This is a genomic window from Pedobacter antarcticus (assembly GCF_900112985.1).
GTDB lineage: Bacteria > Bacteroidota > Bacteroidia > Sphingobacteriales > Sphingobacteriaceae > Pedobacter > Pedobacter antarcticus.
The window spans coordinates 447,437-469,979 of sequence record NZ_FONS01000001.1; the positions used below are offsets into that span (position 1 = coordinate 447,437).

Sequence of the window (22,543 nt, forward strand, 5' to 3'; positions counted from 1 at the left end):
TTTAATTTGATTTCTTTTTCTATTTAATTGAATTTCCATACCCTACAATCAGAATGGAAAGGATAATACATGCTATTCCGGCTAGTACGGTATTGAAAGTTTTTTTACTCACAGCAGTCCACTCTTTAAGAACCAGCCCCCAAACATTGGCTACCAGGATAATGAAAGCCATATGCAGAATCCAGGAACTTGCACCGTTACCTAATTTACTCTCTGCCATACCGTAAAAGAAGAACTGTAAAAACCAGGTAATTCCAGCTAGGGCAGAAAAGATGTAATTTGATACCAAAGGTGTTTGGGTATTTGTATAATCTTTAAATGTTTTATTTCTGGTATTCAGTACCATACACCAAAACAAATTGGTGGTCAACCCACCCCAAAGTATAATAACATAAGTTACATTATTCTGAAATAAAAATTCACCTTCTCCGGGGTGCAGCGTCTGCCAATATAAATTGGCCTCATGCGCCATATCTTTCCCAGCATCTATACCAAAGGCAAAGCAGGAACTCAGAATCCCTGAAATAACGGCTACGGTTAGTCCCAATCCTATTTTAAATTCCTTGCTTTCTGCGGTCGGGTGCTGCCCTTCAAGATCCTTTTCCTTAGCCATACCTGCCTTTCCGCAGATGATAATACCAACAACACAAACTGCAAGTCCAAGGATAACCAGCTGTCCCCAGGGGCTGCTGATCATATCTGTAAACGTATCCTTTCCTGCTTTTGGAAAGAAATTATAATAAACCGAGGGCAATAAAGCACCGAAGACAGAGCTTAGTCCCAGGATAATTGAACTTCCCAGTGACACGCCAAGATACCGGACACCTAATCCGTAGGTTAACCCTCCAATACCCCATAACACACCAAACAGGTAGGTGAAAAGCAATATATTACCAGACGTATGACTAATTATCGCCGAAAAATCGGGTATAGTCAGGTAAGCAGCCAGTGGTGGGATAATTAACCAGGAGAAAATGCCGCCCACTATCCAATAGCTCTCCCAAGCCCATCCTTTGACCTTTTTAAAAGGGATATAAAAACTGCCAGACGCAAAACCACCAATAAAATGGAATAACACACCGAGTATAATTTGCATAAGTTCTTTATTTGGTTAGAATATTCAGCGATATTAATTTTTTAGCCCGGCTTAACTGTCATTGACTGTCCTGCCCTACAGCTCTTTTTTGAAATTAAAGGGATTTTCTTAACTGAAGCTTGAAAGGGGCAGCATAACTTTGAACGGAATGTCCCAGCGCAATTGCCGCTGCCATTGTCCCCATCATCTTGAAATCTGTTGAAATTGTCGTTATTCCGTTAAGCAGGAATTTCTTAAGCGGAGTTTCATTGTAGGAAATAATACCGACTTCCTTACCAACCGTCAGATCCCACGCTAATACGTTCTCCATCAATACAACAAGATCATCTTCGACCAGAATAATATAGGCTTCTCCGGCTGTGATCTTCTCGTTTTTCATTTCATGGACAATTGCGTGATTAAAGGCATACTGTTGGCAGAACCGCCTGAATCCATTGATAATTTCCTTTGGAAAATAGCTGTGTTTTGGAAAGACAATCTTCAAGGTATGATATTTCGCTAAAGCATCCCGGGCTTCCCCAAGCGCATTATAGATGTCTTTTTCGAAGTCTTCGTATACCGCTGAATACTCCCCTGTAATACCCGGTATCTTTTTATCCAGCAGGATTAGTTTCTCCGGCGGTATCGTGTTTATTATTTCATGAGCCATTTCCCCACCCTCTACGAAATGTGGGATAATTACATAATGGGTATAAACTGTGCGCTTATTCTGGATCAGCTTTTTAAAGAGCGCAAAATTATTGTTATAGATATAGAAATCTATCGTTGCATCTTCCCCCAGTGCGCTGACAAAGGAGTCGTATATCATCTTTTTATGGACTGAAAGCTTATTGAATAACAGAAATATTTTGACCTTCTTTTTGAAATCAGTTTGATCTATATAATATCCCTTACCTGGCACAGAAACAATTACGCCTTTATTTTTCAGATACTTATAACCTTTTTCTGCAGTATCCCTTGATATTTCCAGAACACAGCTCAATTCATTTATAGACGGTAAAATATCATTCTTTAAAAGCAGTCCCTGCTCAACTGCCTCTATGATGGAATCACTCAGCTGTAAATATTTTGGGGTTGCAGAATAGTCATCGACTTTAATAAATTTAAAATAATCTACTGGTTTCATTTATTATTTATTTTGTGTGTATGTTCATTTTTGATTAGCAAAATCTCTTCGTTTTACCTGACTATACGAACGCCTTCCGGCGCATCAATCTCTGTTTTAATTTCACCGTCCGCCAACCGTGTGTGTTTTACGGTAACAAGACCATGCGGAGTCGGAAACGTCCCCTGTGCAAAGGTCAGGTCTCCAAGATGTGGCCTCACCTGAATAACTTTACTACCTGGTTCCAGAACCTGAATACCTAAAACATGTTCTGTAAGCCAGGCCGTAGGCCCGGAAGCCCATCCATGTGCCAGACTGTGTCTTAGGTTTTTATAACAGTAAGCTCCGTAACAGGCATGTACATCTATTTTTCCGGCAGGAACAAGCTCATCGATCCGGCCCGCATTTTTTGTCCAGTCTAAATCAAAATCTTCCCAGAAAGTAGTGGCGCCTAGATCGAGCATACCGCCCCAGTATTCTTTGATATTATCAATCGCACCCTGATAATCTCCTGCTTTGGCTTTCGCCTGCAACATGTAATAGCCATAAAAGGTCGAGAAGTTTTTGGTGCCTCCGATTTTCAGATATTCATTCGCTTTTTTTGCGGGAATCAGACCTGCCATAGCCATTAAAGCGGCAGCCTGTTTACTGTCGCCAATTTCAGGTACATGTTTTTTCAACCTGGAAATGGCCTGATCACAACGGACTGCCGTTTTTTCTTCACCCAGAACCCGGCAAAGTTCGGCACCGTCCTGTAAGGTCATAATCATCATAGCCTGTAAACCAGCATGTATGGCCGCTTTATTCTCTGAGGATGGCCAATCCAGAAAACGATTTCCATCGAGTGCCTCCTGATTACCGTTAATCTTACTAATCAGATGTCCCAGTAAATCTACCAGATAACCGCGCTGTGCTTCCAGGTAGTCTCTGCGTCCCTGATATTTAAACCAATCCCGCTGAATCCTGATCCACCACATAGAATAGGAACTGATTCCATTCATCCAGGATGGTAAAGGATTAACATTTCTAATGAGATCCAGGCTCTGCGGAACTACTTCGTTATAGCCAAAAACACTATTAATAGTCATTACTTCAGGATGCATATCACCTACCCAGACCAACCTGTCTCTTTTAACTCCATCCCAGAGGTATTGCTGCATGTTCAGATGAACGGTATAGGCGCCTGTTGCCCAAATCTCGTTTAACCGCTCATCACTGCTGTGAAAGGAGCCTTTATACGGGATATCGCGGTAGACGAAAATAGCCCTGGCTTCTTTCAACAGGAGCTCTCTTCCCGGATCTATCAGGTCGATCCTGACGAACCTGAACCCTGTATTGCCAAACTCCATGCCGCCTAGCCAAGGCAGCTCTACGATCATGTCGCGGATCGCATGATCATTGGTTGCACCGCTCAAAGTATCAATATCTGACATTGCTTCAGTAGCTGATTCCCCAAAACGAATACGCACTTTAAGCGGTTTTTGATTTGCCATTAACCCAGTGACCAACTGGATACCCCCATGTATTTCTTTGCCAAAATCCAGCAGGATACCAGGTTGGTGTACGCCGTCATTTTTTAGAGTTACCAGATCTTTATTGACCAGTTCTGCTTGTCCGTTACCGGGTTTCAGAAGTTGATGTGCATCTTTAACATAAGTACCACTACTATCTGATTTCCAGAGAATACGGGTCGGACTCAAATACATCCTTGTTCTGGGGTCTCTGGAAATACCAGCGGTGTCTCTGCCTTTAAAAACTGGTGGAAGCTGTGCGTAAATACTGCTTGAAATGACCAGTAGCAGAAGGAAAAGGAAGGCGCGTAAATTAACTATCATCATGTATTTTTCTAATATTGTCTGAATTTATTTCCCTGCAACAGGCAGGCTATATAACCGTACCTGGCCTGTCAGGCCCGAAGGTTCCAGCGGATTTACTGGTTTAAACGGATTGACACTGGTCCAGGTGGTCCTTTGCTCTGGTTCCAGCATACTGTCCCCGATAAGCCGGTTTACCCAGGTATTGACTACAAAAATTTCTAGCTTATTTTCACCAGGTTTTAATGCCGGGCTGATATCAATACGCCATGGCGCAGTCCACAGTCCGCCAATTTCTTTTCCATTAACTTTAACTTTCGCCATTCCCCGTATTTCACCCGTCTCAAGGATTATTCTTTCTGATCCGCTATGAGGTTTATGAGTAAACATTTTTTGATATCTGACCGTACCGCTATAATATCTGATGCTGTCTTCGGCTCTTTTTGTCCAATCTTCTAGTTGGTTAAACACGACGGTTTTTTTTGGTCCACGCTGCTGATCTTCGAAATAAAGTTCCCAGCTACCTGTCAGCTCCTTTACGAGTTGTAATTCTGGGAAATTTTTAACTATCCGACGCTCCGATGGCAAATTTTGACGCTGATTATGAACCCGCTGCTTTTCTGTTGCCTTGAAAACTAAAAAGAGGCTTTCTAAGGGCGCAAGTTTTAGTGGAACAGTTATCTGACCGTCTGCCGCAATATATTCCGGTAGCGCACGGGTAACGCCTTGAACCGGATCCCATAATGAAGGCTCCTTACCCGACACACGGAAAGCAGGACTGATCTGAAGTTCTTTACTAGTTTGATTACTGATAAAATATATGTCTTTATCTGCAAGCCGGCGATGGATGTAGAGTACGGGTACTTCTTGTGTCAAACTAAAATCGGGTCTGATCTGCAGCTGATTTAAAGCCTCCTGCATACCGACGTTCTGCATAACCTGCCCTTTTCCATACTTTCTGAATGATTTTTCTGTAGCTGGCACCCCGCCCCATAACGCTGCAGCAAGCTTTTTAACTTCTTGATCTGCATTTGGATAACCCTGCAGGCTCGGTGATCTGAAGGGGGCTGGCCCCAAAATATTTGCCCCTTGCTCAACCAGAATTCTGATCTTTGCAAGTAGTTCGGGACGCATAGTTTCTAGTTTTGGTAAAACGAGCAAGCCGTAATTCATACCGTCCGGTAATACCAGCCGGCCGTCTTTAACTACCGTACGGGTCATTAAAACTTCTGCATTGATATAGTCGAAAGCGTACCCTGCCGGTAAAGCTGGGTCGGTTACACCGGTCATTTTAGGTGCATCCTCACCAATAAAATAGGCGACATCTGCCACATATTTACCTTGCTGAAGCATGTAATTACAGCGTTTAAGATAAGCTGTAAAAAGATCCATATAACTGAACCACGTATTATGCCGGTTAAACTCATTGCCGAATTCAGCATTGATACCCGGAACCCTTTCGTCTGGCTGCTGAATAAATAAATGCAGCAAGGTATTGTTAATGCCCTCAGTAAAAAAGCGATCACCGCGTTGTTTCATCAGAGCGGGATAACGGGCATAAGATTTACCGCCAGCGGTAAATGATTCAGCAGACACCTTATTTTTTCCATAAATATGCGCCGCTGATGATGCAGCACGGTTCTCAATATCTCCCAATTCACCCTCAGACCAGAATTCACCACCAATCTCATCGGACTGTCCGCCGTATTGGAGAAACTCTCCCGGAAAGCCCCAGTGTCCATAATTTTCCAGCCAGGTGGTTAGTCCGTGCTTATTGCTAATTGCCTTCAGGCCGCCCACGTAATCGTAAGCCACCCTGTCGGCGATCAATCTCCTTAAATCCCATAAAAAACGGTCCGAACGATCTTGACTACCTACAACTTTCCCAGTGATAACCGGGAGGTAAGGAGTCGGATCGTAACCATATGCCGCCACAAATTTCTCCTGCATCTGATCTGTCCAGTTCTGGCCGCCTGTTTCATAACTGTCTTCAACAGCTACCCGCCACGTTTTACGGTGTTCTGCAGGAATCCTGCGGAGAATTTCTCCAAGAAAACTGTCGAAGTGACTGGCAATATGTTCTTTGCTCATCTTATCTACTTCAAGACCGGTTCCCTCTGCTGAGGCCGGGCTATTAGTTACCTTAGTCGGCGTCATGCCTGTGCGCATTACAATCCAGTCACCGGCAGGAAATTTCCAACTAAAACTGCCGTCCGTAGATAATCCGGCACTGACATCGATAACTTTCCCGGGATCGATAAGCATGGCACTTGAACCCACTACAGCCTGTGCTTTCCATTGGTATTCATTCCAGTAAGGTAATGGAGACTGAAACATTTTGGCTAGTGTCTTGCCAGAATAGTCTTCGATAACAGGAGCTGCTGAAATTTCAATTTCATTCAATCCGAATCCTTCTGAAGCGGAACTGATGATTAATCTGAAGTCTCCTGAAGCGATCTCAGGGAAGCTTACCGAGACAGGCGCAAAGGGGTCGAACCCGACATTAAGCGCAGGATTGCTGCGATCAATATCAAATTTTTTAATTGTCGTATAGATAGTTCCATCAAATACCTGAAGTTCGGCTTTAGCTTTTAAAGAACGGTGAGCAGGATAAATAACCAGGCTTCTTGCTGTGAATTTACCAGGTATCTTCAAATCAATCTGTACTGGCTGGCCTGCCGGTAATTTAACTGTATGCGTATAATCACCGTCAGCTAATGCGGCTGCACCAGAAACAGCAACATTTGTTTTGATAACTGGCTTTAAGCCTGAAAGATGCTGACCATATCCTTCAGGCGCAGGAAAGGCAAGAACTTTAACATCCTGAAATTCATCTTTTGGTTTATCCAGTTTGATATTAACCTTCAATCCGCCTTTCACCTTTTTTTCGGTGGAAGTCAGGTAGCGCATGGACTGGCTTGTTTTAACCCATGGTCCTCCGGACTGGCTCCATCCAGGGCTGTTAAAAATACCGATCTCAATATTGAGTTTCGTGGCTGTATGCAGGGCAGTATCCAGGATTGCCCACCATTGCTCAGAAAACAGCTTCACTTTTCCGTACGGCGTGGATGGGTAGCCAATATTTCCGATAAATGCACGGTTAATCCCTACCTTTTTCATAGCGTGCAGGTCTTTAATTACCCCAGCAGCCGAAATATTATCGGACATCCAGTACCAGTATATAGAGGTCTGAATACTGTCTGGTGGATTATGAAATCCTTCTTCCAGCCCGGCAGCAGTATTGTTAAAAGGACTGGTTATATTTTGTGCCAAACCGTTAAAGCTAAATAAGCTCAATAGCAGGATAAGCTTTAGTCTTTGACCTTGATTCATTGGTAATATCTGGTTTGTTTAAACAGCGGAATATGCATTCCGCTGTTTAAGGGTTATAATATCTACAATTTATAAGTGTATTCAAATGAATAGGTGCCGGATCCGGCTTTCAGAACTAAATCGTTACCTGATTTTTTGACCTGGTTGATTTCTTCTACCCTGGCTATTGCTTTTCCGCTTTCCAAAACTTCAGCGGCAGCAGCCCCTGGCAAAGTAATCTGTGCTGTTGTATTGGCCGGCACAGTTACTTTGATTTTAAATTTCCCGTCGGAAATACTCCAGTCACTTCCCGTCAAACCATAGGGACTGTCAAGCTGCGCCGCAGCCTGGGTAAGTTTACCACCTGGTTGTGGTGCGATATTGATCTTTTTATACCCAGGACCGGAAATATCCATATCCAGACCTGCAATTGTACGGTACATCCAGTCGCCGATAGCACCATAAGCATAATGATTGAAGGAATTCATTCCCGTAGTCTGAAAAGTTCCGTCAGGTTTTATACCATCCCAGCGTTCCCAGATTGTAGTCGCCCCCATTTTCACCGGATAGAGCCATGAAGGATAAGTTTCCTGCAACAGCAGTTCATAGGCAACATCATTCCGGCCGAATCTGGTCAGTACTTCGCACAGATATGGAGTACCCAAAAATCCTGTGGTCAGATGGGTTCCGTAATTTTTAATGTTGGCCACGAGCTGTTCTACTGCATGCGCCCTTAAATCTTCGGGCAACAGATCAAACTGAAGGGCAAGTACGTAAGCCGTCTGTGTACCCGACACCAATCTTCCATTTGGCGTTACATATTCTTTGATATATGCCTTTTTAATACGTCCAAGCAGCTCTTTATATTTATCTACATCTGCTTTATTGCCAAGTACCTCTGCAGCATTTATAAGTAATTGTGTGGAGTAGGCATAAAACGATTGTGCAATCAGATATTTATCGGTAACGGCAGACCGCCCGTCACTATCATCCTGCAAATGAAAATAAAGCCAGTCTCCGAAGTGGAAACCTACATTCCAAAGATCATTTTTACTGCGCTGCTGCATAAAATCTACCCATGCTTTCATACTCGGGTATTGTTTAGTAAGGATGTCTTTATCACCGTAAGAGAGATACATATTCCATGGAACTACAGTGGCTACATCTCCCCATCCGGCAGATCCTGTTGCGTCAGATCCCATTACATTGGGCACTACAAATGGAATACTTCCGTTAGGCAACTGGTCGCCAGCTACATCTTTCATCCATTTGGTAAAAAAGCCAGCTACGTCCATATTAAAAGCGGAAGTACGGAAAAAGACCTGCGCATCTCCTGTCCAGCCCAGACGTTCGTCTCTTTGCGGACAATCGGTTGGTACATCCAGGAAATTACCTTTCTGCCCCCATTGGATATTATGCTGAAGCTGGTTGAGCAAAGGGTTAGAAGAACTGAAAGTGCCGGTAGGTTTCATATCAGCATAAAGGGCTATAGCTTTAAACGCAGCAGGATCTGCCGCACCATTTAACCCTGTTACTTTTACATAACGAAATCCTTGATAGGTGAAATGCGGCTCATAAGTCTCTGTGCCTGAACCTTTAAATGTATAACTAACATGCTGTTTTGCAGTTCGTAGATTGGCATCGTAAAAATTACCTTCTTTATCCAGCACTTCGCCGTGCTCAAGCTTAATTACCGAACCAGCTTTACCAGCCATCCTAAACTGTACCCAGCCTACAAGATTCTGCCCGAAATCAAGAACGGTCTCTCCTTTAGGTGTCCGGATGACCTTCAGTACCTTAAACTCTTCTTGTTTTCTGGCAAGGGGCGCAATGCTACTCATCAATTTTTCTGGTCCAGCCGGTAAAATACTGACGGATTTCCATTCTGTATCTGAATATCCGGGTAAAGACCAGCCTGCTTTCTCGCGTCTCGCATCGTAGTTTTCGCCGTTGTACAAATCGGAATACAGTACCGGTCCTTTACTGAATTTCCAGGTTCCATCGCTATTAATGGTTTTAGTGCTGCCATCCTGATAAGTGATCTGCAGCTGTGCCAATCCGCTTAGTCTTTTGCCGTAAAAACTACGCTGCCCATTAAACCCGATGTTACCACGGTACCAACCGTCGCCCAACATGAAGCCAATAGCATTCTGTCCTTTTTTTACCAGGTCACTCACATCATAGGTCTGGTAGAGTAGCCGTTGATGGTAACTTGTCCAGCCGGGCGCCATATAGTCTTTACCGACCCGTTTTCCATTGATTCTGGCTTCATAGATCCCATGCGCCGTTATGTAAAGTGTTGCAGTCCGGATATTATTGTCGACGTTAAAAGTCTTTCTAAAGATCGGTGATGGTCCTGCAAGTGTATCTGTTGCTGTAGTGCCGATCCATTGTGCTGTCCAGTCAGATGGCTTGAGTAAACCGGTATGCCAGTTCCTGACCATACTCCATGGAGACTCATTTCCGTGGTTATCTTTTATTTTAACCTGCCAGTAGTACTTAGTGGAAGATTCTAGCGCAGGGCCGGAATAAGGTAGCAGTACAGATGTTTCGTTCTGTTGCTGCCCGCTGTCCCATAACACCTGATTTCCCTTGATTAACGCTGCAGAGTCTTTCCCCACCCTGATCTGGTAGCTCTTCTGAAGGGTATTACGTTGTTCCGATTTGATTTTCCAGCTTAATCTCGGCGAGGCTTCGTCTATGCCCATCGGATTGCTTTGGTATTCTGTTCTCAGCTCCTCTATTTGAATTTGCTGTGCCATTACCCCGGAGCTCAGTAATGAACTCAACAGGATTAAGGCAGAACCGGCTCTGCTAATGGAGAACTGGGTAACCTGCTCTTTTTTCATCATAACATCTTCTTTTTATTTATTGGGGATTCTGGGTCAAATTATCCAGGTTAATTTCTCTTTGTGGAATAGGTAGCAACAGTTTAGCCGCATTGACTTGGTAAGAGCCCGCAGGTACCGTTATCTTACCAACCATTTCTTTCTTCCCATGCGCGTTCATTACCTCAACGGCTTTACCTGCGCGTACAAGATCATACCAGCGGTGATTCTCAAAAGCCAGTTCTACCCTTCTTTCCTGAAGTAAAGCCTGGCGAAATGCTTCTTGTGTCTCCACACGCAATACCGGATCGGCGTTACCGGCAGTTTTTGGTTTCAACTGTGCCCGTTCACGGATCTGATTCAGTAGAGAAAATGCTTCTCCGTTGGCCGCAAACCCTTGTTCATTAAGACACTCCGCGATCATCAGCAAGACATCTGCATACCGTAGCAGCGGAAAATTATCGTCTGTTCTACCCCTGTCAACAAAACCATGGTTGTATTTTTTTACATATGGATTGGGTTGAAATTTACCGCTAAGATCAGTGAAGCCAACGGCCAGAGAGATGTCTTTTCTAAGATCACCGGGCTCGTAAGCATCTATCATATCCTGCGTTGGAACGTTCCAGCCATTTCCACCGCCCAGTGTAGTGCCTGCATCTCCTGTAACAATGCTCAGTGAATTCCAGGGTGCAAACTGATACATGAAGTTACTCGCCAGAGCTGGCTGAGCTCCAAGGTATTGAATTTCAAATATAGATTCGCTATTGTTTTTATTGGCAGGACTGAATACATCGGCATATTTCGCCATCAGTGCATAGCCTAGTCCTTGTACTTTACGGAATTCTGTCAGCGCTTCGGTATATTTCTTCTGGGTGAGATAGACTTTGCCTAGTACCGTCCTCGCGGCACCTGCTGTTGCTCTGCCAGCTTCTGCTACCGGATATTTTGCGGGAAGCAATTCTGCAGCGGCATTCAGGTCGGTGATAATTTGTGCATATACTTCGTCTATTGATGCACGGCCTTTAGATTGCGCTTCATCTGGGGAATTGGTCGGTTCGAGTCTTAAAGGAACTCCTCCATACTGTCTAACCAGATTGAAATAATTGAAGGCACGCAGAAACAGTGCTTCTCCAGTATACTGCTTCTTTAATTCCTCTGCGATGGGCTTGTCTGCAATCCTGAAAATAATCTCATTACTTCTGGCAATGGCCGTATAATTCTGCTGCCAGTAAGAACTTAGCGGCTCTGCAGTTGCACCGACGAGAAACTGATCAATAAATTCACGTTGTTCATAACCTCTGTCGGACGGGTTATACTGATAGTAAGTATTGTCGGACCGCATTTCTCCAAACAACCAGTAATTAACAGACCCCATTTCGCGCAAGGACGAATACGCGCCATTCACGGCTTGTTTGAAATCTGTTTCGGTTTGATAGAAATTATTGCCAGCCAGAGAAGCCTCCGGCGTCTGATCGAGAAAGCTCTTTTTACAGCCTGCTGCCGCAAGACTTACCATAAAGATGCCTGTTATAATAGTTTTTAAATGATTCTTCATGTCTGTCTTTTTAAAATGTCAGATTAACGCCCAAAATGAATGTTCTTGGCAATGGATAATTGGTGAAGTCTTCTCCTGGAACCAAGGCATTGCTCACCGCATTTCCTGAAATCGTATTCCTGCTGACTTCCGGATTCGATCCGCTGTATTTAGTGAATGTCGCCAGATTTTGCACGCTGGTATAAATTCGTGCACCTTTAATGACTTTGGAAGAGGCCAGCAATTTTTCATTTATTTTATAGCCAAGTGTGATATTTTGTATGCGCATAAAACTTGCATCTTCAACCCAGGATGAATTGACATCTCTGTATATAACCCTGGCACCATTGGTTGTGGGGGTTATCCCGTCACCTGGATCTGCTTCAGATCTCCAGCGGTTTAATACTTTACGATCTACGTTGAAAATTCCATCGGTATTTAACAGGAACTGATTGGCTGTTTTGAGGATTTGCCCCCCTTGAGAACCGACCAGCAATATGTTCAGGTCAAATCCTTTGTAAGCAAAATTGTTGGTTAAACCCCAGATAAAGTTAGGTTGAGGCGAGCCGATCACATCAAAATCTTTTACAGCCTCTATAATCCCATTACCATCGACATCTTTATATTTTATAGATCCAACAACTGAGGTTACATGCTTCGGCGAGTTATCCAGATCGGCCTGGTTTTTATAAATCCCCTCCAAAACATAACCATAGAACTCTCCAACGGGGCGCCCTACCTGGGTAATATGCTGGTAGGAACCCTCACCGCTCCTTCCGCTGAAAATCGGGTCATTATTTTCATTCAGCGCCAGTACCTTATTACGGTTAAAGGCTATATTCGCACTGGTATTCCATTTAAACTCACCCTGCAGGTTACTGGAAGTGATACCAAATTCGAAACCTTTGTTTTCGATCTCTCCAGAATTTATAATAGCATTAGAATAACCTGAAGAAAGGGGTATTTCGCTATTATAAAGCATCCCTTTAGTAATTCTGCGGTAATAGTCGAGCGTAAAGTTGACACGATCTTTCAGTATCCCCATATCAATACCCAGGTCCAGCTGCGATGATTCTTCCCAGGTTAAATTTGGATTATTAAGTGATGTAGGAACTCTGCCGCCTGCAAGGTTACCGCCAAAGGCATAGTTAGATGAGCCTATATTGGTGATATAGGTGTAATTACCAATATTATAATTCCCGGATAAACCATAGGTTCCTCTCAGTTTCAAGTCACTGATCCAGCTGATGTTTTTCATGAAGTCTTCCTGTGAAACCCGCCAGGCAAGTGCCGCAGAAGGAAATGTTCCGTACCGGTTATTTTGTCCAAAACGGGAGGATCCGTCTGTACGTACGGTGGCCGTAAAGAGGTATTTATCTTTGTAGGAGTAATTCAATCTGGCCAGATAGGAAATAATAGACCATTTCTGTACGTCCTCTCCAAAGGAACTTATAATTGACGCTGCATTAATAGTCTGGATTTTATCGTCGGGATAATTATCAGCAAACAAGCTTAAAGACTCCGCCCGCTCCTGCTGCGCACTATAACCTAGTACAGCATTTAACCGGTGATCTGTTCCAAATGATTTATCGTAGGTTAACAGTGCTTCTGAGAGCCAGTTGAAGCTATTTGATTTATTGGTTGATGAATTGGGTACTACTGGTGGCGGCGCATTAATACCACCCACAAAAGAAGGGTTAAATACAAAAGAGGAGTTTTGAATGTAGTCTACGTTAAAGCTGTACCTCGCCTTCAGACCAGGCATAATCTCCAGCTCAGCAAATGCAGTTCCAAGTCCTCTGAAGCTCTTGCTTTTTGTACCCGCAAATTCCAATGAATTTAATGGATTAGGCCCGGCATACATATCTGGTGAAATAACATAAGGAGTACGGTTCCCATTCCCATCGGTCAACGGAACAAGCGGGCTTAGCCAAAGGCTGCGGCTTAATACATCTACAAAGTCATTTTCAAAACTATTCAGTCTCTGTACGCTGTGTGTTGGTGCCAGGCTCAAACCGATTCTTAGTCTCTTACCGATCTTGCTTTCAGTGTTCATACGCACGGAGAGCCGCTCAAACCCGGTATATTTTAGTGTCCCATCCTGATTGAGATAACCTAACGAGAAAGCATATTTAGAGTTTTCTGATCCGCCGCTAATACTTGCATCTATACTTTGCTGGGGAGCGGTATGCAGAATTTCATTATACCAGTTTGTTCCTTCTCCGTATTGGGCGGGATTTCTAAATGCCTCTGGTATATCTGCATCAGTTGCTGTTAAACCTCTGAAAGCAAAATCGTCAATAATCTTATCCTTTCTAAATTGCGCAAATTCAGTTGCGTTAAGCATCTGAGGTCTGCCTTTCTGAGGAACAGTCTGCACGCCCGTGTAAGCGCTGACATTTACTGCAGGAGCTCCTCTGGTACCTTGCTTGGTTGTAATAACGATAACTCCATTGGAACCTCTGGACCCGTAGATAGCGGTAGAGGAAGCGTCTTTTAAGACTGTAATAGACTCTATATCGTTTGGATTGATCACGTTCAGTGGATTAGAGACCTGCCCGGATGTATTTGAAATTGGATATCCATCTACGACAAACAAAGGATTGTCTCCTGCTCCTATGGATCCTGAACCTCGTATTTTGATGGAAGTTCCACCGCCGGGTGTTCCGGTAGTCGTACTGATTTGTACTCCTGGTATTTGTCCCTTTAATTTCTGGTCTACGGAACTTACAGGGATGTCTTTGATTTGTGCTGCAGATAATGTCGCTACCGCACCGGTTGCATCTTTTTTAGTTGTCGTTCCGTAACCGATTACAACAATTTCATCCAGCCGCTGATTATTGGGAACAAGTACTGCACTCAAAGCAGACTGTCCATTAACCTGCAGGCTAAGTTCATCATAGCCCACATAACTGAAGGTTAAAGTCGCTTCTTTATTCGTCTGCAAGACGTACTCTCCATTGGAATTAGAGGTGGTACCGGCATTGCTGCCTTTCACTTTGATTGTTACGCCCGGTATCGGGCTGCCATCGTTTTTGTCGGTTACCTTTCCAGTAACCCGATGCTGTTGCGCAAATGCGGAATCTATATTGCCAAAGGCGAGTATAGTTACACAGATCACAACAGAAATCCATTGGTGTAAATTTCTTTGGGTTGTCATATCAGAATATATTTGGTTACCTAAAAATAGAGCAACCCTCCTGCTGCGGCAACCTGCTCCATCCTGCAAAAAGGATATAAAAACAAAAAAAGGGAGTGCTGTAAAAAACAGGCACTCCCTTTCGAGTCTTTTGTGGTTCCGTTACCGGTTATCTGATTTCGAACTGATACTCACCAGCTTCAATCTCGAACTGAGCTGGCAACTTCTTTTTACCCAACCAGGCAGACTGACCAGCTTTAAGTGGGAAATAGACTGTTGCCGAAGAATTTGCAGGCACAGTTACCTGGTAAGAAACCTGCTTACCTTTTTTCTTCCAGGACGAACGGATTAATCCCTGCGGACCGTTATGGCTCGCCTCGAACTCGGCCAGATTGCCAGAGAAGTGCGGCATTAACCGGATATGTTTAAATCCAGGTGCTTTTTCATCCGGCATAATTCCACCCAATCCCTTAAAGAACCAACCACCAATTTCGCCAAACATCATGTGATTTAAGGAAATATCACGCTCTGCCTGTATATTCCAGTTTTCATAAAGTGTAGTGGCACCATTAGCAATCCACCAGCCCCATGACGGATAGGTATCCTGCACGGCAAGCTGATAAGCAATCTCGGACTGTCCGTTTTCGCTCAATGCATTTAAAATAGCCTTTGCACCCAGCACGCCTACGTCAAGGTGCATATGGTCTGCTTTCACTCTTTCAGCTAATTTCTCTGCTACCGAGGCTTTTAACTCTTCAGGAACAATGCCCCAGAAAAGGGCAACACTGAGTTCTGTTTGCAATCCGGTTCCGTAAATACCTTTTTCAGCATGAAAATATTTATCATTTATAGCCTTTTTAATTTTTTCCGCCAATGCTGTATATTCCTGATAATCGCTATCATACCCGAACAGCTTAGCTGCTTTTGCCAAAATCACAGCGTCTGCATAATAATAGACCGACGAGGTATACTCGAGTGGAGATTCAGATTTCACAGGTACCCAGTCTCCACGTCCCCATGTGGTTAATCCATTGGGGCTAATCTGTGTGACGTAGTTCACATAAGATTTTATATTCGGATAAACGTTATGCAGTAACCTGGAATCACCATAGAACATATAAATGTTCCATGGAATAATTGCAATTGTGCTTGTCCAATCTGTACCGTTTGCTGTTCCATAACCCCAACCGCCAGTTGGTATGATATCGGGTAAAACACCGTTCGGCTGTTGCTCATCCTGATGATCTGCAAGCCATTTTTCATAGACAGTAATCCCATCAAAATTGTATAGTCCTGTCTCAATCGCAAAATGCCCGTCTCCTGTCCACCCGTTTTTCTCTCTTTGAGGACAGTCTGTCGGATAACCGAAAAGATTAGATAAATAGGAGTTATTGGTGGCCCACCATAATTTATTTATCATTTCACTCGAACTTTTCACCTCTCCGGTTACCGGTACATCGCTATGCATAAAATGCCCGATAATACTCTTTTGATCCAGCTGAACAGGTTTATTACTGGTTACTTCAACATACTGAAATCCTTTGTAATTAAACTTAGCCATGAATTCTTCTTCGCCTTCACCACTTAAGGTAAATATATCAGTTTGAAAGGGATCATTGCTGGATACCGGTTTGTAATACACGTCTATGTTAGATAAATCCAGCCGTCCGTTTGGTTTAAGACGTTCTCCATGTGCAATACTTAATCGTGTTCCGCGTTCTCCCCTCACTTTAATCTGACTCACGCCAGCGATATTTCTTCCCAGATCAAACAGGTAGGTCGTATCGTTGATCTTCTTAATGCTTTTCGCCGGAATAGTTTCTACATTTCTAATGGGATGCATAGCCTGGCTAACCACATTTCTTGAAGGAGCAGCACGCAAAGAAGATCCTTTCCACTTACTGTCATCGAATCCAGCAGTATTCCATCCTTTCTGTTCCAGCCTGGCATCATAATGTTCAGCTGTATAAATACTGTTAAAAACAATAGGACTGTCATGTGTTTTCCAGCTTTGATCTGTATAAACAACTTCTGTCGTACCATCCGTATAGGTAATGCGAAGATCCAGGCAGAATGTTGGTCTGTTACGCCATGGCGCCTTATCAAAATTCCAGACTGCAAGAGACTGATGGTTATACCATCCGTTACCCAGCAACACACCTATCGCATTATCTCCGTTCTTTACCTGCGGGGTAACGTCATAACTCACGTATAAATTTCTGCGGTCAAAGCGAGTATACATGGGGTCAAGACGGTGATTTCCAACTTTCTTTCCATTCAGATACAATTCATAAAGCCCACCGGCAGCGATATACGCCCTGGCAGATTTTACAGTCTTTCCCGCATTAAAAGATTTGCGGAAATAGGGTGCTGGTAATTTATTGATATCACCGCGGTCACTAATCCAATTGCCTTGCCAGTTCTTCATATCCACCATTCCGGTTTCAAAACTGGACACCACGGGTGCTGCTTGTTTTCCGTCTTTATCCCAAATCGTTACGCGCCAGAAATATTTAGTAAATGCTTCCAGTGGTTTACCATTATAAGAGACGAGGTTGTCTGCGGAGGTTTTCCTCCCTGAATCCCAAACCTCTGCTCTGTTGGATGTACCGGAAAATACAGAATCGGTACTAATCTGAATCTGATAGGCAGTTTGTTTTGCCCCCTGCCTGCTGTCTTTTAATTTCCACATTAAGCGTGGGTATTTTGCATCTATACCCAGAGGTGTTTCCAGGTATTCGCATCTCAACTGAACCGGCCGAAGAATTGACTGGGCCGATAGTGTTGGCAAAGAAAATAATGAAGTCAGGAAAACAGACAACAAGAAGATTTTGGTTTTCATATGGATTTTTGTATTTGGCTACTCTTTTATTCAGAACTAATCTGCAAAATAACATTTACCCCCTTACATTGCAACCTGTGCTGTCCTGTCGGAATAACCGGATGAGCGCATCTCCCTGCATAAAAAAACCCGGTACAGGCTTTAATTACCTGTACCGGATCGTTATTTAAACAAGGAAGATGGCTTTAGCCTAATTGTCTTCCGGTATTGATAACATTTACCCCGTTAAAACGGGAGGTTGGGCAACCATGAGAAACGGCACTGGCTTGTCCTGGCTGGCCTTTACCATCTGAGAATGTACCGCCAAGCCTATAGTCTTCCTGTCCACACAGCTGTGTACAGGAATTCCAGAACTCCTGGGTATTGGACTGATAAGATGCATCTTTAAGCATTCCAACAATCTTACCTTCCTTGATTTCATAAGCCAACTGTCCGCTGAACTGGAAGTTGTAACGCTGCTGATCTATGGAATATGAATTTCTGCCAAACATATAAATGCCTTTTTCTACATTCTTAACCATCTCCGCCGCACTTAAAGGCGCTTTCCCAGGTGCCAGGGAAACGTTTGGCATACGCTGAAATTGGATGCTATCCCAGCTATCTGCATAACAACAAGCTTGGGAAGCCTTTAAACCCAGAATATGCGCCTGGTCACGGATGGTCTGGTAATTGACAAGGATGCCGTCTTTGATAATATCCCATTTACCGCATTTCACACCTTCGTCATCATACCCTACCGCGCCAAGTGAGCCTTGTTCTGTTTTATCAGCTATAACATTTACTTGTTTACTACCAAAGTTGAACTTCTTGCTCTCCCATTTATCGAGTGTCAGGAAGCTTGTGCCTGCAAAATTCGCTTCGTAACCTAAAACGCGGTCAAGTTCTGTCGGGTGTCCCACAGATTCATGGATAGTCAGAAATAAGTGGGTCGGGTCTAATACCAGGTCGTATTTACCTGGCTGTACTGGTTTTGCTTTAAGCTTTTCTTCTACATGTACTGTAGCCTCTGTAACGTCTTCCAGCATATCGTAACGCTTTTTGTACATGGTTACCGGGCCGCCTTTGATCTTCTCGCTGTCTTTCGGCGTAAGATATTCAAATCCCATTCCCATTGGTGAGCTCATCGCAGTCCTGGTCTCAAATTTACCACCTGCTGAATCAATTTTAGTAACGGTGAAAGTTGGCCACAGGCGATGGATATCCTGGTCGATATAAGAACCGTCTGTTGACGCGAAATACTTTTGTTCATTGACCATAAACAAATTGGAGTTTACATACTTTGCTCCGCCTTTCAGGGCTTCACTGTTTACATTAAGTAACAGATCTACCTTTTCTTTAATCGGTACTTCAAACGCATTAACTTCAAAAGGTGTTTTCCAGCTTACTTCTCCAAAACCCTGCTGTGGGGCAAGTTGGACAGGTTCCGTTAGCAACTTGGAGTTACCTTTCGCAATCGCCACTGCTGATGCAGCTGCTGCTGCAATACTGTCATCACTCAGATTATCTGTTGCTGCAAAACCCCAGCTTCCGTTTGCGATTACACGTACACCTAATCCATAGGACTCGGTATTCGCAATATTCTGTACTTGTTTTTCACGTGTCGCAACTACCTGATTGAGATAACGGCCGATTCTTACATCAGCATACGTCGCTCCTTTACTCTTAGCGGAATTCAATGCTACATCGGCCATGCGTTTTTTTAATTTCACATCCACCGGAGTTAGTGCTTCTTCAATGCTGATCGCTCTTCCAAAAACAGGAACGCTTTCCAGCATCGATGCACCCAGGCCAAGGCCGGTCATATATAGAAAATCTCTTCTTCTCATGTGCTTGTTCTTTTTTTCAACCAGCCGGCCGTATCACAAAAGCGATAGCTCTGTCTATACAGCTGGCCGGTTATAAGAAAATTATTTTTAAATAGCGTCAGATAACGAAGTGAACGTGAAGTCCCTTATTTTCATCGGAGGTATCATTCCATTTCCGGTACGTACTGGTTTTCCGAGAGCTTCAACGTTATTCAGCATGATAACCGGACTTTCATTAAATCTAAAGTTCTTGACAGGGAATTTAATCTCTCCGTTTTCGATATAAAAAGTACCATCACGTGTAAGACCTGTCAAAAGTAAAGTCTGTGGATCTACGGAGCGGATATACCAGAAACGTGTTACCAGAATACCCTTTTCTGTACTTTTGATCAACTCTTCTAATGATTGAGTCCCACCTTCCATAACTATACTGCGATTGAATGGTAAAGGTTTTACGCCTTTTTGCTCTGCCCAGTAACGGGAGTAAGACAGGTTTTTAACCACCCCATTCTCTATCCACTGTGTTTTATTTATTGGAACACCATCATTATTCCAGGCAGCTGTAGGTACATCCGGATTCATTGGATCTGAATATATATTTACGTTTTCTGAGAAAAGCTGCTCACCGATACGCGTACCACCGCCTTTTTTACTCATAAAACTGCGCCCTTCGTCTGCGCTTCTGGCATCGAAACCACGGAACATATTACCTAGCATATCACTGGCTGCAAGCGGCTCAAGGATTACTGTATATTTACCTGGCTCTATTGCTTTTGCCCCAGCAGAACCAGTTGCTTTAGATGCAGCAATCTTGCTTAGCGCAAGTGTATCCATTTTATCGAGGTCATTAAAACGTTGCTCAATATAACCGGAACCTGTACCTTCCTGATTTCTAACCGTTACAGAAAAAGAAATATCAGTAGATTTATTATAGGCAAACAGGTTCTTAGAGTTCATAATGGCATTGAACCAGGTGGAGTTTTCCAGGAAACCTGCTGCTTCAAGTTTTGCAGCTTTAGAAACCTGCAAACTTTTACCTACCATCTCTGCTCTGCTGTCTGGAGTGATCGCTGCTGTTTTAGCATTAAATGTCGGTGCATCGGCATACTGCTGAGGGCCGAGCAATGGCATAAATTCCGGATTCTCCGGAGCTAGCTTCGCTAATTCTTCAGAACGCGCAACAACTTTCTTCAGAGATTCATCATCAAATTCATTGATGGTGGCCATACCTGTTTTTTTACCAAAAGTTGAACTTACAGCCAAACTCATTTTACTAATTTGTCCAGCCGTAGAAACTGCATTCCTTGCATAACGGATATTTCCTCCGTCAGAACCATTTAAACTCAATTCACACGAGTCAGCTTTAGAAAAGCTGAGTACTTTTTTCAGAATAGCCTGAGCTTCTTCTTTACTTAATATTGCCATAATTAAATCTTTCTTGCTGTATTAATAACATTTACTCCATTGAATCTGGTAGTTGCACTACCATGTGACACCGCGCTGCTTTGAGAAGGCTGTCCTTTGCCATCATTGAATGATCCACCTAAACGGTAATCACTCTGATCACAAACTGCTGTACATGAGTTCCAGAATTCTTGTGTGTTAGACTGGTAAGACACGTCATTCAACATACCGACAATCTTACCTTCTTTAATCTCGTAGAAAAGCTGCCCGCCAAACTGGAAGTTATAACGTTGCTGATCAATAGAGAAACTACCGTCTCCTATGATATAAATTCCTTTTTCTACATTCTTAATCATATCGTCAACACTCAGTTTTTCTTTTCCTGCCTGCAAAGATATATTCGGCATTCTCTGAAACTGTACGTCATCCCATCCTTGTGAGTAACAGCATCCCTGAGATTCTTTCAATCCTATAATATGTGCCTGGTCACGGATAGCCTGATAATTAACCAGCACCCCATCTTTGATGATGTCCCACTTTCCGCATTTCACACCTTCGTCATCATAACCTACTGCTCCAAGAGAACCTGGCTGTAGTTTATCGGCAACAACGTTTACTTTATCACTGCCAAACTTGAAGTTTTTAGAACGCCATTTATCTAGTGTCAGGAAGCTTGTACCTGCATAATTGGCTTCATAACCTAATACCCTGTCCAGCTCAGTTGGGTGACCGACAGATTCGTGGATGGTTAACCATAAGTGTGAAGGGTCCAAAACCAAATCATATTTGCCTGGTTCAACAGATTTTGCTTTGATTTTCTCACTTGCATTTAAAGCCGCTGCTTTTACATCTTCCAGCATATCATAACGGCCCTTATAGCGGGTAACAATACCTGAGACTTTATCTTGCGGACGGGCTGTGAGATATTCATACCCCATACCCATCGGAGAACTCAGTGAATTACGGGTCTTGAACTTACCTGATTCGCGGTCTATACGGGTTACGTTAAATGTTGGGTATATTCTATGTACATCCTGATCGATATAAGAACCATCTGTAGAAGCAAAGTATTTCTGCTCATTGACAGCAAATATGACGGAGTTAACAAAGCTTGCTCCATTCTGCAGGGCAATATCATTTACATTTAATAAGAGGTCTACTTTTTCTTTAACCGGAACTTCGAATGCATTTATTTCGATGGGTGTTTTCCAGCTAACTTCTCCAAATCCTTTCTGAGGAGCAAGTTGTACCGGTTCACCTTGGATTTTCGCATTTGCTTTCGCTACCGCGACAGCCTGTTCAGCTGCTTTTGCAATATCATCACGTGTTACTTTATTGGTCGCTGCAAAACCCCAGCAACCATCGGCCAATACTCTGACACCGACTCCATAGGATTCTGTATTTGCAATCCCCTGAACGCGCTTTTCACGTGTTGAGACAAACTGGTTAAGATAGCGACCGATTCTGATGTCTGCGTAAGAAGCTCCTTTTGACCTGGCTGCATTTAATGCCACGTCTGCCAGCTCCTTTTTAATTTTTACATCAACGCTTTCCAATGCCTGGAGAGGGTCGATCGTATTTCCGAAAGCTGAAAGATCAGGCAGCATTAAAGCACCCATACCCAGGCCGGATAAATAGAGAAAATCTTTTCTTTTCAATTGATT

11 protein-coding genes are annotated in these 22,543 nt (G+C 43.4%); all 11 read right to left on the reverse strand.

Annotation, left to right across the window (positions count from 1 at the left end; translation table 11 throughout):
* Positions 1–19: 19 nt before the first annotated feature.
* The gene (gene rhaT / locus BM192_RS01965; protein WP_037444621.1) at positions 20–1,096 is read right to left on the reverse strand and encodes an L-rhamnose/proton symporter RhaT; all 1,077 of its coding nucleotides are present in this window, start codon (positions 1,094–1,096) and stop codon (positions 20–22) included.
* A gap of 94 nt (positions 1,097–1,190) precedes the next feature.
* A complete protein-coding gene (locus tag BM192_RS01970; RefSeq protein WP_037444623.1) occupies positions 1,191–2,222 on the reverse strand; it encodes a GntR family transcriptional regulator in 1,032 nt (343 codons plus the stop codon).
* Positions 2,223–2,275: 53 nt separating this feature from the next.
* Positions 2,276–4,039, reverse strand: a complete 1,764-nt coding sequence (locus BM192_RS01975; protein WP_234797486.1) for an alpha-L-rhamnosidase-related protein — start codon at positions 4,037–4,039, stop codon at positions 2,276–2,278.
* 24 nt (positions 4,040–4,063) lie between these two features.
* Entirely contained in the window at positions 4,064–7,348 is a 3,285-nt protein-coding gene (locus BM192_RS01980) for a glycosyl hydrolase (protein WP_037444624.1), read from the reverse strand.
* A gap of 62 nt (positions 7,349–7,410) precedes the next feature.
* A complete protein-coding gene (locus BM192_RS01985; protein WP_234797487.1) occupies positions 7,411–10,179 on the reverse strand; it encodes a glycoside hydrolase family 78 protein in 2,769 nt (922 codons plus the stop codon).
* A gap of 16 nt (positions 10,180–10,195) precedes the next feature.
* Positions 10,196–11,710, reverse strand: a complete 1,515-nt coding sequence (locus BM192_RS01990; protein ID WP_037444626.1) for a RagB/SusD family nutrient uptake outer membrane protein — start codon at positions 11,708–11,710, stop codon at positions 10,196–10,198.
* Between the two features lie 10 nt (positions 11,711–11,720).
* Positions 11,721–14,849, reverse strand: a complete 3,129-nt coding sequence (locus BM192_RS01995; protein ID WP_139218387.1) for a SusC/RagA family TonB-linked outer membrane protein — start codon at positions 14,847–14,849, stop codon at positions 11,721–11,723.
* A gap of 148 nt (positions 14,850–14,997) precedes the next feature.
* Positions 14,998–17,670, reverse strand: a complete 2,673-nt coding sequence (locus BM192_RS02000; RefSeq protein WP_037444629.1) for an alpha-L-rhamnosidase — start codon at positions 17,668–17,670, stop codon at positions 14,998–15,000.
* Between the two features lie 185 nt (positions 17,671–17,855).
* Positions 17,856–19,496: a TldD/PmbA family protein gene (locus BM192_RS02005; RefSeq protein ID WP_037444631.1), complete on the reverse strand. Its 1,641-nt coding sequence runs from the start codon at positions 19,494–19,496 to the stop codon at positions 17,856–17,858.
* A gap of 87 nt (positions 19,497–19,583) precedes the next feature.
* Complete coding sequence (locus BM192_RS02010; RefSeq protein WP_037444634.1) at positions 19,584–20,900, reverse strand: TldD/PmbA family protein; 1,317 nt, start codon at positions 20,898–20,900, stop codon at positions 19,584–19,586.
* 2 nt (positions 20,901–20,902) lie between these two features.
* Complete coding sequence (locus BM192_RS02015; protein WP_037444636.1) at positions 20,903–22,537, reverse strand: TldD/PmbA family protein; 1,635 nt, start codon at positions 22,535–22,537, stop codon at positions 20,903–20,905.
* Between the last annotated feature and the right edge of the window lie 6 nt (positions 22,538–22,543).

Bases quoted from the DNA above. Each gene is read 5' to 3' on its own strand.
- rhaT (WP_037444621.1), bottom strand. From the start codon at position 1,096: ATGCAAATTATACTCGGTGTGTTATTCCATTTTATTGGTGGTTTTGCG.
- BM192_RS01970 (WP_037444623.1), bottom strand. From the start codon at position 2,222: ATGAAACCAGTAGATTATTTTAAATTTATTAAAGTCGATGACTATTCT.
- BM192_RS01975 (WP_234797486.1), bottom strand. From the start codon at position 4,039: ATGATGATAGTTAATTTACGCGCCTTCCTTTTCCTTCTGCTACTGGTC.
- BM192_RS01980 (WP_037444624.1), bottom strand. From the start codon at position 7,348: ATGAATCAAGGTCAAAGACTAAAGCTTATCCTGCTATTGAGCTTATTT.
- BM192_RS01985 (WP_234797487.1), bottom strand. From the start codon at position 10,179: ATGATGAAAAAAGAGCAGGTTACCCAGTTCTCCATTAGCAGAGCCGGT.
- BM192_RS01990 (WP_037444626.1), bottom strand. From the start codon at position 11,710: ATGAAGAATCATTTAAAAACTATTATAACAGGCATCTTTATGGTAAGT.
- BM192_RS01995 (WP_139218387.1), bottom strand. From the start codon at position 14,849: ATGACAACCCAAAGAAATTTACACCAATGGATTTCTGTTGTGATCTGT.
- BM192_RS02000 (WP_037444629.1), bottom strand. From the start codon at position 17,670: ATGAAAACCAAAATCTTCTTGTTGTCTGTTTTCCTGACTTCATTATTT.
- BM192_RS02005 (WP_037444631.1), bottom strand. From the start codon at position 19,496: ATGAGAAGAAGAGATTTTCTATATATGACCGGCCTTGGCCTGGGTGCA.
- BM192_RS02010 (WP_037444634.1), bottom strand. From the start codon at position 20,900: ATGGCAATATTAAGTAAAGAAGAAGCTCAGGCTATTCTGAAAAAAGTA.